This is a genomic window from Collinsella aerofaciens, from assembly GCF_039758815.1.
Taxonomy (GTDB): Bacteria; Actinomycetota; Coriobacteriia; order Coriobacteriales; family Coriobacteriaceae; genus Collinsella; species Collinsella aerofaciens_BP.
Genome location: NZ_JBDMSK010000024.1, coordinates 1 through 18,618 on the forward strand (window position 1 = coordinate 1; position 18,618 = coordinate 18,618).

General features: G+C 53.1%; 18 protein-coding genes. 13 read left to right on the forward strand and 5 right to left on the reverse strand.

The window, feature by feature from the left end; genetic code table 11:
* Positions 1 to 362: 362 nt before the first annotated feature.
* The 3 genes from ABHT90_RS08595 to ABHT90_RS08605 are packed head-to-tail and all read left to right on the forward strand — an operon-like array spanning position 363 to position 2,445.
* Positions 363 to 1,001: a metallophosphoesterase gene (locus ABHT90_RS08595; protein ID WP_346979687.1), complete on the forward strand. Its 639-nt coding sequence runs from the start codon at positions 363 to 365 to the stop codon at positions 999 to 1,001.
* Positions 998 to 1,723, forward strand: a complete 726-nt coding sequence (locus ABHT90_RS08600) for a metallophosphoesterase family protein (RefSeq protein ID WP_346979686.1) — start codon at positions 998 to 1,000, stop codon at positions 1,721 to 1,723. Before ABHT90_RS08595 ends, ABHT90_RS08600 begins: the two co-directional genes overlap by 4 nt.
* A complete protein-coding gene (locus tag ABHT90_RS08605; protein WP_346979685.1) occupies positions 1,723 to 2,445 on the forward strand; it encodes a metallophosphoesterase family protein in 723 nt (240 codons plus the stop codon). Before ABHT90_RS08600 ends, ABHT90_RS08605 begins: the two co-directional genes overlap by 1 nt.
* Before the next feature lie 53 nt (positions 2,446 to 2,498).
* Here the strand turns inward: ABHT90_RS08605 and ABHT90_RS08610 are convergent, their stop codons facing one another.
* Both ABHT90_RS08610 and ABHT90_RS08615 read right to left on the reverse strand, forming a co-directional pair.
* On the reverse strand, positions 2,499 to 3,077 hold the full coding sequence (locus ABHT90_RS08610; RefSeq protein ID WP_346979684.1) for a hypothetical protein: 579 nt from the start codon (positions 3,075 to 3,077) through the stop codon (positions 2,499 to 2,501).
* A 194-nt stretch (positions 3,078 to 3,271) separates the two neighbouring features.
* Positions 3,272 to 3,856, reverse strand: a complete 585-nt coding sequence (locus tag ABHT90_RS08615) for a recombinase family protein (RefSeq protein WP_226791018.1) — start codon at positions 3,854 to 3,856, stop codon at positions 3,272 to 3,274.
* Between the two features lie 202 nt (positions 3,857 to 4,058).
* Here ABHT90_RS08615 and relB point away from each other — a divergent pair, with 202 nt between their 5' ends.
* The 5 genes from relB (at position 4,059) to ABHT90_RS08640 (ending at position 6,480) form a co-directional block, all read left to right on the forward strand.
* Positions 4,059 to 4,280: a type II toxin-antitoxin system RelB family antitoxin gene (gene relB, locus ABHT90_RS08620; RefSeq protein ID WP_204986970.1), complete on the forward strand. Its 222-nt coding sequence runs from the start codon at positions 4,059 to 4,061 to the stop codon at positions 4,278 to 4,280.
* The gene (locus ABHT90_RS08625) at positions 4,277 to 4,561 is read left to right on the forward strand and encodes a type II toxin-antitoxin system RelE family toxin (protein WP_346982235.1); all 285 of its coding nucleotides are present in this window, start codon (positions 4,277 to 4,279) and stop codon (positions 4,559 to 4,561) included. The genes relB and ABHT90_RS08625 overlap by 4 nt, the downstream gene beginning before the upstream one ends.
* A gap of 237 nt (positions 4,562 to 4,798) precedes the next feature.
* The gene (locus ABHT90_RS08630; RefSeq protein ID WP_195622442.1) at positions 4,799 to 5,077 is read left to right on the forward strand and encodes a hypothetical protein; all 279 of its coding nucleotides are present in this window, start codon (positions 4,799 to 4,801) and stop codon (positions 5,075 to 5,077) included.
* A gap of 319 nt (positions 5,078 to 5,396) precedes the next feature.
* Positions 5,397 to 6,050, forward strand: a complete 654-nt coding sequence (locus ABHT90_RS08635) for a hypothetical protein (RefSeq protein ID WP_346979683.1) — start codon at positions 5,397 to 5,399, stop codon at positions 6,048 to 6,050.
* A 4-nt stretch (positions 6,051 to 6,054) separates the two neighbouring features.
* Positions 6,055 to 6,480 carry a hypothetical protein gene (locus tag ABHT90_RS08640; RefSeq protein WP_346982236.1) on the forward strand — a complete coding sequence of 142 codons (426 nt, stop codon included), beginning with the start codon at positions 6,055 to 6,057 and terminating at the stop codon, positions 6,478 to 6,480.
* 375 nt (positions 6,481 to 6,855) lie between these two features.
* Here ABHT90_RS08640 and ABHT90_RS08645 read toward each other — a convergent pair whose 3' ends face one another.
* Together ABHT90_RS08645 and ABHT90_RS08650 are read right to left on the reverse strand one after the other, a co-directional pair.
* Positions 6,856 to 7,506, reverse strand: a complete 651-nt coding sequence (locus ABHT90_RS08645) for a plasmid mobilization protein (RefSeq protein ID WP_346979681.1) — start codon at positions 7,504 to 7,506, stop codon at positions 6,856 to 6,858.
* Between the two features lie 854 nt (positions 7,507 to 8,360).
* Positions 8,361 to 9,626 (reverse strand): ATP-binding protein, encoded by a 1,266-nt coding sequence (locus ABHT90_RS08650; protein ID WP_346979680.1) that lies wholly within the window; start codon positions 9,624 to 9,626, stop codon positions 8,361 to 8,363.
* A gap of 69 nt (positions 9,627 to 9,695) precedes the next feature.
* Between ABHT90_RS08650 and ABHT90_RS08655 the strand changes: the two genes are divergently transcribed.
* From ABHT90_RS08655 to ABHT90_RS08675, 5 genes are all read left to right on the forward strand, one after another.
* The gene (locus ABHT90_RS08655; protein ID WP_346979679.1) at positions 9,696 to 10,028 is read left to right on the forward strand and encodes a transposase; all 333 of its coding nucleotides are present in this window, start codon (positions 9,696 to 9,698) and stop codon (positions 10,026 to 10,028) included.
* Between the two features lie 851 nt (positions 10,029 to 10,879).
* Positions 10,880 to 12,544, forward strand: coding sequence for a B12-binding domain-containing radical SAM protein (locus ABHT90_RS08660; RefSeq protein WP_346982237.1), 1,665 nt, complete (start codon positions 10,880 to 10,882; stop codon positions 12,542 to 12,544).
* Positions 12,541 to 13,740, forward strand: coding sequence for an MFS transporter (locus tag ABHT90_RS08665; RefSeq protein ID WP_346979677.1), 1,200 nt, complete (start codon positions 12,541 to 12,543; stop codon positions 13,738 to 13,740). Before ABHT90_RS08660 ends, ABHT90_RS08665 begins: the two co-directional genes overlap by 4 nt.
* The gene (locus tag ABHT90_RS08670) at positions 13,724 to 14,965 is read left to right on the forward strand and encodes a hypothetical protein (protein WP_346979676.1); all 1,242 of its coding nucleotides are present in this window, start codon (positions 13,724 to 13,726) and stop codon (positions 14,963 to 14,965) included. The genes ABHT90_RS08665 and ABHT90_RS08670 overlap by 17 nt, the downstream gene beginning before the upstream one ends.
* Complete coding sequence (locus tag ABHT90_RS08675; RefSeq protein WP_346979675.1) at positions 14,946 to 15,941, forward strand: ThiF family adenylyltransferase; 996 nt, start codon at positions 14,946 to 14,948, stop codon at positions 15,939 to 15,941. The genes ABHT90_RS08670 and ABHT90_RS08675 overlap by 20 nt, the downstream gene beginning before the upstream one ends.
* A gap of 1,260 nt (positions 15,942 to 17,201) precedes the next feature.
* Here ABHT90_RS08675 and ABHT90_RS08680 read toward each other — a convergent pair.
* Positions 17,202 to 18,467 carry an ATP-binding protein gene (locus tag ABHT90_RS08680; RefSeq protein ID WP_346979674.1) on the reverse strand — a complete coding sequence of 422 codons (1,266 nt, stop codon included), beginning with the start codon at positions 18,465 to 18,467 and terminating at the stop codon, positions 17,202 to 17,204.
* Positions 18,468 to 18,618 lie beyond the last annotated feature (151 nt).

Below are 18,618 nucleotides of genomic sequence, written 5' to 3' on the forward strand. Positions count from 1 at the left end.
CCGACGGGAAACGAAAAAGCCCGGTTTAAAACCGGGCTCGAACAAACACGCCTATTGACAATGGCTTTCTCATATTAAAAGAAAGGCCACCGTCGCTAAGACGATGACCTAACTCTACTAAGCAACGGCTCTGCCCAGCTCACCACAACTTGGGCTGCCGTCGGCATCATTTTACCCTCCTGACGAGGAATTCGTCCATATTTCAAAAATCAAATCCTGTTCGCGCGTGGGCGTAAACTTTTAGTTGGGCAAATCCGGCAGATTGGAGCTTGAAACATGAGGGATATGCACCTCATGTCGCTCATAAAACGTCTCCTGACCTCGAAGGAGAACGTTTTTTAGCGACAGAAGGAGACATAAATATGATCTGGTTTACCAGCGACACCCACTTCGGGCATGAGAACGTGCTGAAGTTCACCGGCCGCCCGTGGGAGACGATTTGGCAGATGAACGACGCCATCGTCGACGGCATCAACGGCAGGATTGCCGTGGACGACGAGCTCTACATCCTGGGGGATTTCTCATTCAAGATGACCGCCCAGGACGCCTATGCCCTGCGCAAGCGGATCGCCTGCAGGCGCATCCACCTCGTCCCGGGAAACCACGACAAGGACTGGACCCAGCCGGCGGTCGCGGGCGCGTTCACCGTGGAGCCGCCGATCTGCGTGCTCAAGATCGACGGGCAGAAGATCGTCCTGAGCCATTACCCCATGGCCGACTGGCAGGGCATGAGCTATGGATCGTGGCACCTCCACGGGCACATCCACAGCAGCGGCGGCGCGTACAACGAGTTCAACCGCAAGCAGGGCCTTCTGCGCTACGACGTCGGTTGCGATGCCAACGGGCACTCCCCGGTGAGCCTCGACGAGCTGAGGGAATGGTTCGCCGGAGTCGACGAGCCGTGCGGCCGGGTGAAATGGCCCTGGTGGGTCAACGAGACCGGCGACAGGCAGGTCGAGCGCGAGCTGGCGGCGTACAAGAGGGAAGAGGCGATTCGGTGACGGTCTATGTGACGGGCGACATCCACGGTGGGCTCGACATGCAAAAGCTCCGCGACTGGGAGCTCGGCGACAGTCTTACCAGCGACGACTATCTCATCGTTGCCGGTGACTTTGGCTTTCCGTGGGGCTTTTCTGCCGAGGAATGCGCCGACATCGCCTGGCTGGAGTCGCGCCCCTACACGGTACTGTTCGTCGACGGCAACCACGAGCGCTTCGATCACTGGGAGGAGCGCCCCATGGAGCCGTGGCATGGCGGGCTGACGCAGCGCCTGTCGGACACCTCGCCCATTCGGCGCCTGACGCGCGGCGAGGTCTTCGAGCTCGACGGTTCGACAATCTTCACCATGGGCGGTGCCACGAGCGTGGACAGGGAATACCGCGTGCCGTATTCCAGCTGGTGGCCTCAGGAGCTCCCGGATGAGCGCGAATTCGATGCCGCGCGTGCAAGGCTCGACGAGGTCGGCTGGAAGGTCGACTGCGTCATCACCCATACCTGCGCCACGCGCATGCTCTCGCCGACGCTCTACCCGGACCCAGGCTGGGAACGCCCCGATGTGGACCGGCTGACCGGATTCCTCGACGAGCTCGAGGGCCGCCTGGACTACAAGCGCTGGTATTACGGCCATTTTCACCGAGACGGCAACCCGGACGAACGTCATACCGTGCTGTACGACCGGATCGTGAGGCTCGGGGACAAACTCCTGCCGTGGGGTGCGTACTGATGGCTATCTATGTGACAGGAGACGTGCACGGCAGGGCCGAGTACGGGGCCAGCAGGTTCGCCTTCAGGTCTTGGCCGCTGGGCCGGACTCTGACGAGCGACGATGTGGTGATCGTGGCCGGCGACTTCGGCTTTGTCTGGGACGGCTCGAATGCTGAGAGGTATTGGCTCGATTGGTTTGAGTCGAAGCCATGGACCACGTGTTTCGTAGACGGCAACCACGAGAACCACCGGATGCTGGCAGAACTGCCGGTGCGGGAGTGGAACGGCGGCCTCGTTCATGAGGTGCGACCGCGCGTGCTGCACCTGATGCGTGGAGAGGTGTTCGACATCGACGGACTCGCGGTCCTTGCCATGGGCGGTGCCGCGAGCAACGACAGGCAGTATCGCAGGGAGGGGAGGAGCTGGTGGCCCGAGGAGATGCCGAGCGAGGAGGAGATGGGGTGCTGCCGCACCTCGCTCGACCGCGTAGGCTGGAGGGTCGACTACGTGGTGAGTCACGAGGCTCCTGCTGCCCTTGCTGAGGGGTTGTGCCGGGAGCGCGGACGCAAGTATCGGGGCGACCGACTTCAGCGATTCCTTGCCGAGCTCGACGACCGGCTCGGCTACCGAGCCTGGTTCTTCGGCCACTACCACGGTGACGAGTGGCGTGACGACAGGCACCGTCTGGTCTATCGAGACATCGTGCCGATCGAAAGTGCTGCGCCCGGTTCTCAGTTCTAGAAACCCCCTAGAAATGGTCTAGGGGGTTTCTAGAAAATTAGATGCTATGCGGCCTACTCGATCTTCATCTGGGTCATGACCTCGATCTTGGCCTCGGCCACGGCCGCACGCTGCTCGGAGGCGGCAAGGCGGTCCTTGAGGGCGGCGACCTCGGCCATCAGGTCGCGCTGGGCCAGGAGTGCGTCGTTCAACTCGGCTTGGGCTTTCAGCGCGGCGTCACGCTCGCCGCGCAGTCGCTCGATCTCATCGACCATGGCCACGGCCTCGGCATGGAGTTGGACGACCTGCCTGTCGAGTTCCCGAGCATCGGCGAGATATCTGACGCTCGCGGCATGGAGCTCGTTGTTCTCGAGCTCGAGGCTCGCGGTATCGAGTTCGAACTTCTCCTCTATAAAGGCGACCCGCTCATTGCAGTCGGCCTCAATCTTTTCATTCCGATCCGTCGCCTCGGCGAGCTTGCGGCTGAATTCATCCACCTGGGCCATGAGCAGTGCGTTCTCGGTCCTGAGGTCGGCAGTCTCGCGCAGCAGCTTCTCCCGCCATGTCGCCTCGATCCGCTCGGCAGCCTCATCGAGGACGGCCTTCACGCCGGATGTCTCGCTGATTTTCTTTTCGCTCGGATTGTCTGCCATGGTGCGGCACTCCAATCAACAATGGCATGGCTCCGCCATGCCATATGGCTGGGAACAATGCACGGCCGCTGTTGATTTGTAGTCATCCTGCGATCGGTGAGTTCTAAAAGGCGTCTCAAGTCATACGTTATGCGTTCACGCAGGGGGTTTCAGTTGGAGAAATACCGCACTCTTATATAGTAGCGCACTCGGATTTATCTTCTGACGCCCACCAATCCGCGTTCACGGAGGATGCGGTACAAAGTCGATTTCGATATACCGGTGGCGGCGCAGATGTCGGGGATGGGCGTTTCCCGCGCAAGGTAGAGTTTCACGGCAGCATCGGCCTTGACGTCCGCGATGCGCGGGCGGCCCCCGACGTTGCCACCATGGTTCCGTTTTACGGCGATGCCCTCGGCCTGGCGCTGCTTGATCAGGTCGCGCTCGAGCTCGGCGGTGCAGGCGTGAGTGCCGAGGACGAATCGACCGAAGGCGGTATCGAGGTCGACCGGCTGTTTCAAGGAAGTTAGCTTCACGCCGAGATTTCGGAACATAAGGTCGTAGTTCAGCAATTGCCTGGTCGATCTGGTTAGGCGCTCCCAGGACTCGACTACCACTTCATCGCCGGCCTTCATCTTCTTGAACAGACGCTTCTGCTGAGTTCGGTCGCCGTCCTTGGCACCCGTGACCTTGTCTTTGTAGATATGGCCATAGGGCACGCCGGCGTTGACCAACGCCTCGATTTGCCTATCTAGCTTCTGATCCTTCGTGCTCACGCGAGCGTATCCGTATCTGGTCATTTTCAGCCTCCTGCCTTGTCTTTTGATTTTCTCATGGGAATGCAAGTGGAGGTTTTGACACTGGGTTTTGGCACTCGCTGTTCACGGCATCGAGGGTTCGGTTTTCGAGTGCCGCGCGGCATACGTTTTGGGACTGGCTCCAGAACAAACGGGTATAATCAACGTACTACAATGTAACACGTTGATTGGAGCAACTATGGCCATGAGTGCCACTGCCATCAGGTTCGATGATGGTGAGAAGGACTGGATCCAGTCCTATGCGAGCGTCCTCGGCATGTCCTTTTCCGAATTCGTGAGGAACGCCGCCCTCGATAAGGTCGAGGAGGCGGCTGACATCAAGGCGTACAACGAGGCGCTGATGGAGGACGATGGCACCCGCTATTCGATGGATGACGTCATGCGTATGGCAATGGAGGCCGAGTGAGTTTCAGCGTCGAATGGTCTAAGGCGGCGACCAAGCAACTCCTAAGCATTCCGAAGAAGCAGCGGCTCATAATCCTGTCCTGGGTTCAGGAGCACCTTGACGGATGCGAGGACCAGCGGCGCGCACCGAATGGAAAACAGCTTCAGGGCACCGATTCCGGTTGGCGTTGGCGCGTTGGTGTCTACCGCATCCTGGCAAGGATCGAGGACGGGAAAGCCGTCATCGAGGTCGTAAGGGTCGGCCACCGCCAGGGTGTCTACAAGAACATGCCGCGGCTGTGAGCACCCCAAAGTGCCACCACGCAGGTCAAGGCCGAAAAAACGACCTCACCAGATGCGTTTTAAGGCGCCTGAAAGCAGATGTCCCTAACGGGTATCTAGGCATTCCTTTTCTGGGCTGTATTTGCGATTACATCAAGCCGTCTACCTGCGGCTTCGTGGAGTTTGCCGCCGCCCGAAAAAATCGTGTCTGCGCGGTGCGATACAGTAGGTTAAACGCCCCGCGAGGAAAGGAACAGCATGAGCGACACACAGGAAATCGTTCAACGGCTCGAGCACGAGATGGCACAACGAGCCACCGCTGTCGAGAAGGTCGATGCTTTCAAGGCTCAGTTCAATCAGGCCATCAAGGCCTTCATGGCCGCCGACGGGGCGGTCCGCGGTCTCAACGACCACGACAGCGAGGTCGACACCCAGATCGCAACCGCCATCGACGAGCATCTTCGTGCCATCGACAGGCTGTGCCGCTTCGGCATCGACGGTGGTTTCGGTGAGAAGCATCCGGTCAAGGAGCACTAGACCGCTGCATGGCCATGGAAGTAAAGTAGAAGAGGGTCGAATCCGAAGCAGTTCCCGGACAATTGGCGTCCGGCCAGACACTTCAGTTCGATCCCTTTTCATGCGCAGAGCACATGTCAAGCTCGACTGATTCTGTGGGTATAGGGCGGCATTTCACTGAGGTCGGAAACTCCCGCAACCATTGATTAATTTCGATATGTCCAAAATTAATATTACGTACATGGGTAACAAGCATATATGGGAGCGCTCAAGTAACCGAAGTAACCGAGCCGGGGCAAAATTGGCCAGAAGGACCCCGGTGAGAAGTTTGGAGGCGAAGATGAGTACAACGAAAAACCTGTTTATTACTCGCAGGTCAATCCTGACGGCAGCCGCATTGGGCGGACTGTCACTAATCACCCCAAATGGTGCATTTGCTGATGGTTACAATTCTGAAACCGTAGAATTCCTAGCGTTCCCGGATCTGAGTGAATCTGATGTCGAGGCGATTGTGCGTCAACGTGCAGAGCAAGAAGCGGCCCTTATCATAGAAGAGGCGATGTCATCTGATGGTGTTGAGCCCTATGCGACACGCGGGCGCCCAAGCTACAGCACCGTATACGGGAGCGTGCAAACGAAAGCCAGCGGATGGCACGACGTTGCTGGGCAGCCCCCGGGGGGCGTTCACATCGACGGGGGCGGTTCCATAAACGTCCAGCCGTCTGGCGGCGGTTCGGTGAGTGTATCGGTGCCGCTCCCGAACGGTCTCGGAAGCATAGGCGTATCGATACCGCTGGCAAAGCGCAATCTGTCGGCGACTGGGTATTCCATTCACATCGACGGTGCCGGCTTTTGGAAAGCGACGGCGAACGTCGAGCACAAGGTTCAGCCGTTTGTTGTTTACGAGACCGTCAACGGCGTCAAGAAGGTGTACAAAAAAGCAGCGACGAATAACTTCTTCCGCCTTTCCTTGGGCAAGCGAAAAGTAGGATGACATGATGGGCAGGAGCTATGCAAAGATAGCGGCTGTTGGCCTTGCGATCGGTCTTGCAATGGCGCTGTGCGCATCATTCGCGAAGTATAGGTCCGAGCAATCGTTTATCGATGGCGCTGAAAACGGGTTTGGCATAGACGGGATGTATGTCAGCGATGGCGCGACCGGGCCGTCTATGGCGATTCTCGCAGGCGAAGACATGGAATGGCAAATCTGTAATGGCGATGGCTCTTGCATGAGTGGTCGTTTGGCCGCAACGAGCGATCCGAATTCGTTCGATCTTCTCGACGATGATGGAGCGGATTGCGGTTCTGTTCACCTTTCATATGCATCGCGAGATGGGATGGACGGCATCCTCTACGTCTCCCACGAAACTGACGATTTCAAGATGCGCAGGACTAACCGGGTGCCGGCTTTTATCGAGGAGTGAGAGTTCCCGGCGGCCTGCCGATCAGGCCGCCGGGGTATCGAACCCCGCATCCATCCGTATGAAGTTGATAATCGAGGAAACAAAGCCGTCCCAGACAGGACGGCTTTGGTCTTTAAAGGCCGGGTTTTACCCTAGCCAAAAATGGCCAGAATGGTCACCAGAAGAAGAGCGACGATCATAAGACGGAGCTCGGACATAGCGACCACCTCCCCGAAAACTCGGGCAGGGCCAAGCTAGCGAGGCGGGGTACGAGCTGACTGCTTTCTGTTTAATGGCTGTCAATCTCTTCTGCCGTCTCTTTTCGCTTTTACTCAGTAGTTATAGCTAAACGAGTAATTGCACTCAATTGCAAAACTGATCCGGCTGCGTTCCGACTTAAAGATTTCTATTGTCTGGTTCATCTGCCAGATAGTCGTGGGGAACATAGTCAACGTGATGACGCTTTTCAAGTTCCTCGATAAACCGGTCGACCTTTCGAGCATTTTGGTAAACCTTTTCGAGCGTGCGGAAAACAGCTTTCTCGTTGTACGCGGGAAGCCCCTGGGCGTTCACAAAGTACATCAGCTGATTGAGGTTCGTTCCTTCCTTCAATAACTCATGATGGAGTTTTTCAACTTCAGCAATATCGAAATTGAATGATTCAATCTTTCCGTAGATCGCACCGCGGCGAACCAACTCGCTTACAGAGATGCCAAGCACTGCCGCCCGCTGTTCGATCGCCTTTTTTTCTGGAGCGGTCAGCATCACATGAAATGAAACGTCACGTTTCTCGGCGTTCTCGGCGATGGCTTCACCGCACTCGCCAGATTTTTTTGGAGCGTGTTTGCGCTTGCAGTTGTGCAGCGCTTTATTTTTCTCGTGCTCGATTTTCTTTCCAGTCTCAAGATCGTCGAGAGCAATCGAACGGCTAATCAAAACGGAGCGGATTAGTTCAGCTTCCGTGCAACCAGCTTCGTCACAGAGGCGCTGAAGAATTTCCTTTTCTTCAGCGGTCAACGTCGCTTCGACTTTCTCGCTTCGTCTCATTTTTATCCCTTCATCTTCGGAGTGGCCTCCGAAACAAGATTTGGAAAAGTCCGCTGAATTTTTCTCGAAGGCGAAACCGCTTCGCGCACAAAGCGGAACTCAGCTTTGCCTGTCTTCTTTTCCCGTAGGAGGGAAAAGCAAGATCGTAAATGGCCATAGTTCATGTTTACATGTAATTATGGCCATTTACGTACATCTTGCAATCTCCGGAACGGTGATTGGGCGAAACGCAGTGTAGACGTGGAATGAGAGGCCTCATTCCAAGCGAGAGGCCTCGCGGCGTTGTAACTGCGTGAAGACCGTGAGCGGAAGCGAATTTTTAACGCGAAGGATGCTGAGTGTTAGAGATTCGCTGTAGCGAGAGCGAAGCGGTGATGCGAATGCGAGGGATGCCGAGTGTTTGCATTTTTGCGAAGCGGGTTTGCGGCGCCTGCGACGCAAACATTCGACTTCGTCGAATCGTTTTCATGGCGTTTGCGAAAAAGTTGAGACAGCTTTCGACAATTTCAATGGCGCGGAGAGTCATTAGCGTGACTCGCAGCGCTGTTGGATTTGTCGAAAGCTGACGCGGCTCGCATTACGAATCGAATGGCGAGTCGATTTTCATGCGGCGTGCACACACGCCTACGATCGCGACCGATGGTCGCTATCTATTTTCAAAACTCGCGTTTTGTTTTGGCGCGATATGAAATGCGATATGAAAAAACGAAACGCCCGCGCGAGTCGTTTTGACTTTTGCGCGGGCGCAATTCGATTCAAATGAAGATCAAGACGGTGAGTTTTTGAGTTTCACGGTTTAGATCTCAGAAAACAGATCTAAAAACTGCGGCGTCGATTTCACTTCGCCCGCAGCATTACGGCGCAAGAACATCCAAGGGAACAACTTGGACACCGCGGGCGGTAACATAGGCTTGTGATCCAAATCCAATAATCGCTACTTTAGAAACCGGCGGGGTGTTTCCAGCAGCAACCATACGTTCCTCGACAGCAACAAGATTGTCGGATGCCTCTTCTATTTGAGCAGAGCTGAGTTTAACTTCGACCGGAATCCAGGTCCCACCAGGAGCCGCAATGACTGCATCGACCTCTAGATCACGAGAATCGTGATAGTGATAGAGACTCATCCCGTTTGCTCGCGCATAAACCCACAAATCATGGAGTGCCAGCGATTCAAAAAGTAGTCCAAGCGTCTTGAAATCTAGCAGCAAGGTCTCCGGAGTCGCCCCGAGCGCAGCGGCCGCCAGTGACGGGTCAGCAAGATGATGCTTCTTTGATTCTCTTAAGTGCACCGGAGATCTCATTGCTGGATTCCACGCGGGAATATCGCGAACGAAGCTGACCCGAGCGAGAAGAGATATATACGATGCCGCCGTTTGTCTCGATACCTCTCCACCAAGATCAGCTACGAGCGTCTTGAGTGTCGCCAAAGTGGATTCATTGCGCGCAAGCGATTCGATGACGGCTTTGACCTTTTCGGGATCGCGTCGAGAGCCATCAACACGAGACAAATCTTCTTCGGCGACTATGCCGATGTAACGCTTCGCCATCGCCGACGCAGCCAGTGCATCGCGCCCGACCGCCGCGGGCCATCCACCGCGAACAACGCACTCGGCAATCGAGGCAGAATCCAACGACCCGAAAGCGCCATTGAACTTTTCGCCAGAAATAATGCTCGACAGCTTAACCGCACCGCTAGATTTCCCAAGTTCGAAAAGCGTCATGGTATCCATGCGCAATTTAGCGAACCTTCCAGCGCCACTGTGCATCGGCCGCTCATTGTCTCGCGGCGTCGCCGACCCCGTAAATATGAACTGGCCAGGCTCGCCGCCGCGGTTGTCGCACTCAAACCGCGCCGCGTCCCAAAGTTTCGGAACCTCCTGCCATTCATCGATCAGCCGCGGCACCTCGCCGGAAACGGCAAGCGCCGGGTCCGTCTCGGCACGCAAGCGATTCTCGAAGTTGCGCGACGGGTCCATGAGAAGGAGCCTGGACGCCGCACGGGTCCCGGCTGTGGTTGTCTTTCCACACCATTTCGGTCCTTCGATGAGAACGGCACCGAATATTCCTAGCATCTGGTCAAGCTCATTTTCGATAATTCGAGTGTAGTACTTTTTGGGCATATTTTTCACCATTGATTACCAGCACGTTTAACCGAATTTACAGTTTTCATTTAACCAGATTTTGCTTTTTTGATTAACCAGATTTTCGTATTTCAGTTAACGAAACAGATTAAACATGACGAGTCAAGCCACGACAGGCGCGCGTCGTACTGCGGCCTGGCGCCGCGCAACCGCCGAGCGAGGACCTCGATCTCCTCGGTGACGGCATCGCGCCAAGGCAACAAAAGGCTGAAGAACCTGCTCATATTCTCGTGCAACGACCTTACCCGGACAGAGGGAAGATGGAGCGACTACTACGCCAGGTGCCGAGAACGGGGCATGCCGCACGGCAAGGCGCTCAAAACGCTGGCGCGAAAGAGGTTGAAGGTCACCTACGCGATCATGCGGGACAGGGTGCCCTAAGCCGCCTAGTCGAAACGCAGCACTCCGAACAGACTGGAGTCCGCCGGTCGAAAGGCCTGGCGTCAGCATTTCGCGATTCGATCTCGCGAACGGCATTCCCCGGTTGACAAAACTATAGGAACACCTGTGCTGTTACTCCTGCTATGCGCGTGATTGAGTATCCGCTAGCTTAAACACTGCTGAATATCGCGTAACAGCACCGCCGTTATCATGTGTTGGCATCTGGGCAGACGCTGGTCCTTGTGCCCTTTTATTGCCAGCGCTCCATCTGCAGCACTGCCGCATGATGGCCTCTCCCATGTCGGCCCAGATCGCGTCTATGTGAAACCTCCTCGTTCAGTCGACCGCATGGCGGCGCGAGTGTAACGGGATGCCTGGAGATGCATTTAATAGCGGTGCCTGACGGCAATATTCGGTCGGGAAGACAGCGGTGCTGATTCGCAATACAGGTGGTGCCGAAAGGGCCTAGGACTCATGTGATTGCATAAGCCGCAACAGTGCTGAAAAGGCTAACTGCTTTTGTTCGTGCATTGGCATCATATTCATAAAAACAACCGGTCCCGACGTTGAATCTAAAATCATCGTTTAGCATTGATCCTGGCTGTTTCCAGAAAGCCACTAGTTTTTTAACTCATACATGAAAAGGAGGTGACGAAAATGGAGAAAGAGGAAATCGAGCTGGCCAGCGATAAATCGGCTTCCGACATCGAGATCACTGTTGAAGAACTTCTGGACTTCGGCATTGATGTTGATCAGGTTATACAGCGCCGCTGCTAAGGTCTGATAACACAATCGCCTCCGTTTAATGTGACGGAGGCGATTCCTATTCGCCCGAAAGAAAGGAGCTCAAGTTGAAGGTTGATTTCACTCTGATCAATCCGGTGAATCACTACAGGAAGACCCTTGTTGATAATCTGGCCATCTTGAATCTAAGGGCCGTTTCTGAAGCAGCGGGATTTTCAACTCACGTTATTGACTTTCAGCGTAAGTTCCTCGAAGAAGAAAAGACTTTTTCAAAAGAAATCTATCGGTGGTTCTCCGACGAAATAAAAGCAATCGACTCCCATGTTTTTGGTGTTTCGATCATGAACGCCTCTTATATCTGGGGCATCATGATAGCGAAGATTATTAAACGGGCGCATCCCGAATCGGTTATCATATTTGGTGGTCCCCAGATCACTTCACTTCGAGAAATGGTTTTTCAGGATTGTCCCGAGGTTGACTTTCTATCGATCTTTGATGGGGAAGAAACCCTCCCGCTTCTACTCGAATATATTGCTTGCGGCGCTCAGGGCGATTTACCTAAAAATTCGATTTCTAAAACCGGGGATTCTGGATTATGCGAGTTGATTGAATACGACATTAACAACCTTCCGGAACTCGACTACTCCAATTCATACGGCATGAACGTGGTCAACATTGAGGCAGGTAGAGGTTGCCCGTTTAATTGCTACTATTGCTCATCCAGAGTGCTTCTCGGTCAGAAAGCGCGATTTCTTAATGTCGACAAACTGCTCGAAACCTCGCAGCGTGTCTACGATTGCATGGCAAAAACCGGCACTCTTTCTTCAATTAACTATAATCATGATAACTTTTTAGCATCGCACAAGTACTTCTTTGAATTTGCAGTCAAAAAATATGCAATGAATTATGATTTCAAATACAACTGTGAGGGACGAATCGATACGATAACTCCCGAGATCATTGGCCTACTTAAGGCAACCGGATGTATCTCCGTATTTGTTGGCTTGGAAACTGGCTCGCAAAGAATACAGCGAATCTGCCGGAAAAACCTGAATCTTAAAAAAGTAATTCCTACCGTAAAATCCATCATTTCCTCTGGCATGAGATTCGAAACCAATTTTATCATCGGTTTTCCAGAAGAAACATATTCCGAAGTACTCGACACCCTTGCCCTTGCTCAAGAAGTCGCGTCGACCAGTTTTATGTCAAACGTTGACTTTTCCTATATGAGCCCAGAGCCTCTTACTGATGTTGCTCAAGGGATGAATAAAGAGGATTATATCATCGTAAAAGAATCTCAGTATTACTTAGATTTACTTGCTGCCGGAATTGACCCAAACAGCCTGTCACCTCTTCATTTCAATCATCTGTACACAGTCAGAAATGAAAATTACGACATTCTTGACGTGCTCGCGCGTGCCGATACGTATTTTGATTTGATAAACCATTTTAAATTCGCAACCTACCTTATGATTCATCGAGATGGTAGAAGCATTGAAGATATTTTTGAAATGTGTCGCGATCGTGATGCATTTGCCGTTGCAGAAAGCTATACGGCAACTCTAGATCAAGCTGGTGTGTATTATGCGGTTTCTTGTTTCGAAATCGACCGGCTGGCAATAGTTCGTCGAGAAGAAAGAGCGCAGGATGTCCTATTCTATCGATACCCTGTTCAAAAGCTTTATCAGCTCTTCATTGAGACTATGAACATTTCAGGCTTCGAATCAGTGGCGAGCACCCCGACAAAAATAGTCGTTAGGAGTGCCAAATGAATAAGAATGCCACTGCGCAGCTGCACATCTATTCCGCCTTTTTCATTCTCGCGGGATTTGTTTTAAATCGGGGAGTGTTTCTACTTTTCCTTGCGGAGAAAGGAATGTCCGTCACGGAAATCGCACTTTATCAAGCCCTGTTTAACATTGCAACGGTCGTCCTCGAGCTGCCAACAGGGCTGATAGGCGATTTCTTTGGAAAGAAGTTCTCGATTCAAGTGGGCGTGCTGCTGCTTTTCTTCCATACGGCTGGCATGCTGTTGCTCTCAGGCCCCTTTCTCGTCGCGCTTTCCCTTGTTGAGGCACTCGCCTACTCCCTTCAATCGGGATCCGAACAAGCACTTTTATATGAAATTGCCCGAAATGCCGGTCAAGGAGAGCGCTTCCTCACCATCAACGCTCGGCTGCTTGCCGCGCAATCAATCGCGACGGGAGTGGCAATCGTACTTGGATCATTCATTGCCCAAGTATCTTGGAGTGCCCTCTACGTATGCGTTTCCGTTTTCTATCTCCTGCAGCTTTTCCTTCTGTATCCCATTGAGGGGATGGAAACGACCCATTCCAAAAACTCTGGGGAGGAAAGGTTTGACGCAGCCAAGGTCTTCAGACGCGAAACCTGGTGCATTGGAGAATCCGCTTTTGCGGTGTTGCTTCTTCTAATCGGCACAAGCATGCTCGATGGATTCTATGGGAGTTATTACAACTTGAATCAGTTGGTATTCGACGCATTTGATGCTCCCGTCTCCATAATAGGAATCTTTTTCGGTGCATCCTATGCAGTAAATGCGACGGCCTACATTGCAGCAGATTTCTTCTCATCGCGTTTCGGGAAAAGAAATACCATGCTCGGCTCGATGCTAATCGAGGCCGGTCTTTTCATGATTCTTCCGTGGTTCGCTTCAAATCCGCTGTGTTTGTTTGGCCTTAGCATGGTGCTTTGTTTTCTCCCAGAAGTGGTGTACATCACTTCGGAAAACTTAATCCAAGACGCGATAGCGGACGATCTCCGCGCGACGATCCTTTCCGTCGCGTCTCTGGTAAGGGCTCTCTTTTCTGCAATGTTTTTCTCCATATTTGGATATGTGTTGGGGTTATATCCCATTCAGATAGCGCTCGGTGTTATTGGCGCAATCGCGATAGCAATTACCGCCGTTGTTTCTTTAAAAATGGTAGGAATACATGTCTCCAAGAATTGATATATCGATTGACGAGCTGCCCGAAGCGTCGAGCCTTCTTGATGGACATGACTATTCGTCACAAATCATTCAGCGTATCGCCGGGGTTCCAGTAATACTCGATGCATCGGGATGCCCTCATTCCCCTTTTTTCGAAGTTGAATATGATGACAGGACGATTAGGTTTACAAGTCGACATGATAATGAGCATATTGTCGAGTTGGGGAGGAAGCTTGACTACGTCCATCACAATTGCAGCGGCTTTCTAAAGACTTTCTTTTTGAGAATAGATGTAATTGATGGTCACTGCTATTCGCTAAGCAATCATGCAAAGTCGCTGTCCATTGCATTCCGGACCGGAGGAAGGGTGGGACCATTTTTACATCTCCTCTCTTCTCACTATTTTTGTGTCAATGATTTTTCTGTTACGCAAATCGGAAGGCAGGAAGTCAAACTGAGCAGCGCTGCGTGCACTCAGACTATGACGATAAAGCGCATCGAGAATAGATGGATTGACGTCTTGTGTTTTCTTCTCGGAAGAACCATGGCAAGCTGCAATACAAACATGCCCTTATTAATTGAGCGCTATTGCAAGAGCGCGCGGCTGCACCATGGATTATCTGGCATAGAGGCTGTTATCGTTTTTTCAAACAAGCACTCTCGCTATTTCGCCGACGAAGAAGGACGTAGGAACATCCTCTCTCTCGTTGACACAGAGGCAATCAGAAGACTTCTGTCGCCGAAACTGAAAGATCCTTCCTTCGATTACGGCGTGAATAAATCCGATGAACAAAGAGAGATAGCTGCGAAATTATCAATTTCATACGACAAATACTACCCCAATAAAAAGATTGTAAAACTTATAGCGCTTCAATTAGCATCGTCAGGCAGGTATCATCCAAAACTCATGTCGAGTGATTATTTCTCTCCTCAATCGGATTGGGCGGATGTACACCTGCTTTTAATTCCGAATACTTTCAATGACCCTATTTTTATCTACTATCAACTCGCACTACTGACGGGCTTGGGCAACCGAATGCGTCTCCAAAAGTATTTATCGGTTTTGAGCAGGTATTTTTCTGGCATGATTTCGCGCCAGGCGTTTAACGAGAGAGCCGTCGAACTGTTTGGCGAGGCTGCGTGTTTTCTGCCGATCGGACGACTCTCCAGCGCCTTCTTCATGCGAAACACTTTTCCAGAAGAAGGCTTGAGGGAAAGGATATTAAATGTTCTATTGGAACGATAGTGCTTATATCAGGAGAGATTCCAACGAACTTATATTGCAAGGATTAAAATCGCGAGTGAGGGTCAAAATCTCTGATTTGAGTACAAATCTTTTTGAGCAGCTCGCCAAACAAAATATGATAGATGAGACGAACCTTGAAGCTCGCGAGCAACGATTCTTGCTAAGGCTCAACGAACTTGGTTTTCTAGAGACTGAAGAATACGAGCTGGAATCACCCCACTCGAGGACAGCTCGCTTTTTGTCTTATTATTCCGACGCTCCGCTGACGTTACTTAAGCAAATCGGCGCCGTTCATCTTGCCATCGTTGGTATGGGCGGCATAGGGCAGGTGGTGGCGGAGCATTTGGCTGCTGCTGGAGTTCGGCATTTTACATTAATCGACGGGGATCGAGTTGAGAGGTCAAACGTAAATCGTCAGTTTCTTGTTGGTCCCGACGAAATAGGAGAAGCAAAAGTAGAGGCAGTTTCCAAAACACTTGTTAATCGCTATCCAGATCTTTCGCTTAATCCAGTTGCGTCTTACGTCCGCTCTGCCGAAGAACTCATGCGTTGCGTTCCTTCGAGGACTTCAATGCTTGTTTGCGCTGCAGACAGTGGGGAGGGGGTCAATCCCAGGTCAATAGTTCTTGAAGCATGTATAGAAAAGGACATCCCCTGTGCATTTTGTGCTGTTGGAGTAGCTGATGGGGAAATTGGTCCTATTCTCGAAAAGCAAAGCGATATGAAATCCTATCTCTCTTTCCTCCAGCGAGCCGAAGAGAACACAGTCCGCATGCCCGTGCCAAAGGGATCAATTTGTTTTACGAACACTCTTGTGGGAACTGCGCTGGCAATGGAGATATACCGATATCTTTGTACAGGATCGAGCCCCATGCATCAACATACATGCTTCTGCTCCTTCATGAACTTTAAGGGTTTAATGTACAAGAGGGTAGGCAGCGAGAATGATACGAATTCTGTAAAGAAATCCCTGTGAAGCATTGGCTTGACAATGTCTGACGGCGCTGTCGGACATCTACGCGTGGGACAAGCGAGTACCGCGAGCGATTTCAGGCCACTAGTGGCCCCAGCTGCGGCTTTGCCGCAGGTTCGATGTCAGACATTTTCAATGTCTGACATCGAACGAAGCTGGCGTGCAAAATGGCCTCACAAGGCCATTTTGCACCGTCTCAGGGGCGTGATTCAGTGTTTGCCGCTGCGTCCGTTATCGTAATAATCTCCCGCAGGTACCACCGCGCACGCCGCCGTACCCGTGTCTTTTATCGTAATAATTTGAAACTGGCTCCTTTTCTCCCTTGTCCGCTATCGTAATAACAAGGCGCGCGAGTGTCCTTCCCCCGGTCCAAGGGCGGAGCCCTGGCAAGCGCCAAACCGCCCGGGTCGGCGGCAGATTTGTACACACATTTACGATGGGGGTACAAGTATGCGTCTCTTGCGAGATTTTTAATCTCACAGCACATTTCACGGCAAACCATCGCCGCGCTTAGATCGCCTCGATGTCCGGTAGCGAACCTTTTACCGAGACGCACCGGAGACATTGCGTAACTGTGTCATGCCGCAACAATGTAAAAGTGTGACTGCCGAACTGTGTAATAACGCAATAACGTAACAACGTTATTGCGTCACTTTTTAACGCCGCCAAGGGCGCCGGGTTTTTAGGGCAGAGCCCTAGTGCGCCGCTGGGCTTTGTACGGCGGCGCACGACACTTGCGGAAAATTTTCAGGCGCGATTAGTTCAATGTTCAATTGTTCTGCTATTCCACAGTCACGTTGTTCTGTTATTTCGATTTGCCGTAATCGCACAGCTACGCTACTACGTAGTTACGTTATGACACAGTCGCGTTGTGTCATAGTTCGGTTCCGCAAGAGTCGTACGCCGCCGTACAAAACTGCGTTTCGCCCGGCGGCGTACGTTTTAGGGCTCTGCCCTAAAACCCGGCACACGGCAAAACGAAATAACAGAACTATGTAATAACGACATTACGTAAATACGGCATTGCTGAAAAAGTGAATACCGATAAATCCAAAGGCCGCATTGAGACAGACGGGCGTGCGATAAGGGGCTCGCGGCGCATCGGGAAGGGGCGTTCTGCGGTTATCGCAGGCCCCGGCGAGGATGCACCGAGGTCGCTTCCGGAGTTCATGCAGGCGATGGGTGAGCGAGACGGTCTTCTTCGCATCGACGCTGACAGCGAGACAATCTGAGAGGCGGCAGGGATGTCGGAGGGCTGACCCCTTACATGCCGAGCACGTCGATTGGGACGACGGCCACGCCGTCCGATGTCACGTGCGACGGCATCCCGTATCCGATGATGACGCATTTCGCCGCAGGCGGCCTCTCCCCGCGATTGACCAGCTTTCGCTCGAGTCGAAGCAGATTTTCCACTGCCTCTGGGACTTGGGGGCTCCCAAGCTTGACCTCAACGGCAGCCCACGAGCCGTCACGACGATGGACAATCGCGTCGACCTCCAGGTCGTCAGCGTCGTGGTAGTGAGATACGGTCGCATCGCTGGCTGCCGCGTAAACCTTGAGATCGTGCAGCACGAGGGATTCGAAGAGCAAGCCAAGGGTCTTCGGATCGGATGACAACGACTCCGGGTCCGCGCCGATGAGGGCGACGGCGAGCGATGGGTCAGCAAGGTGCCGCTTTGCGCCCTGCCGCAACTTCACCGGCGACCTGAGAGCCGGATGCCACGCGGGGACGTCGTCGACGATATTGATACGGCGCAGCGCGCCCATGTAACCGGTAATCGTATTCTTTGAGACGTCAACGCCCAAATCCCTTCCGATGGACCTCATGCCGGCAAGGGTCGATTCATTGCGCGCAAGCGAGGAGAGCAAGGCCCTTACCTTAACCGGGTCACGTTTCACTCCATCCGCCCTCGAAACGTCAGACTCGCAAACACCGTCAATATAGGCAGCGGCTATCCGCATCGCGTCGGCAGTCGTCTTACCGACCGCTTGGGGCCAACCGCCGCGGCAGAGCAAATCAGCGATACCGGCGATACCGGCGATGGATCCGAGTGACGCCGCAACGGGATCGCCGGCGAGCAGCGCCCCAAGCGAGACCGCTCCCGACGAAATACCGAGCTCGAAAAGCGTCATGGTATCCATCCGCAAACGGGCGATTCGACCCACACCGCTGTGCATCGGCTGGTTCTCGGCTCGTGGCGTCGCAGATCCGGTGAGAATGAACTGTCCGGGCTCCCCTCCCCTGGCATCGCATTCGAATCGCACGGCATCCCATAGCTTCGGTTCCTCCTGCCATTCGTCGACAAGCCTCGGGGTCGGTCCGACAATTGCCTGGGCCGGATCGAGACGAGCGAGCTGGAGGGCCGCAAAACCGCCAGATGGGTCGGAGAGAGATAACGATGACTCGGCAAATCTCTGGGCTGTCGTTGTCTTTCCACACCATTTCGGCCCCTGAATGAGCACTGCACCAAAAATGCCAAGGTCGCGCTCGACCAAGCAGTCAACACAACGTCCTATATACCTATCCATCGGCTTTCCCTCCAATCATTCATTTGAAATTATAGCGTCTATCTGCGTCGCTGGGACAAATAACGATTACTTATTGGGACGATTGACGGTAATTTATTGGGACGATTGACGATAGCTCGTTGGGACGATTTCCATTTTCTTAAGGCACTAA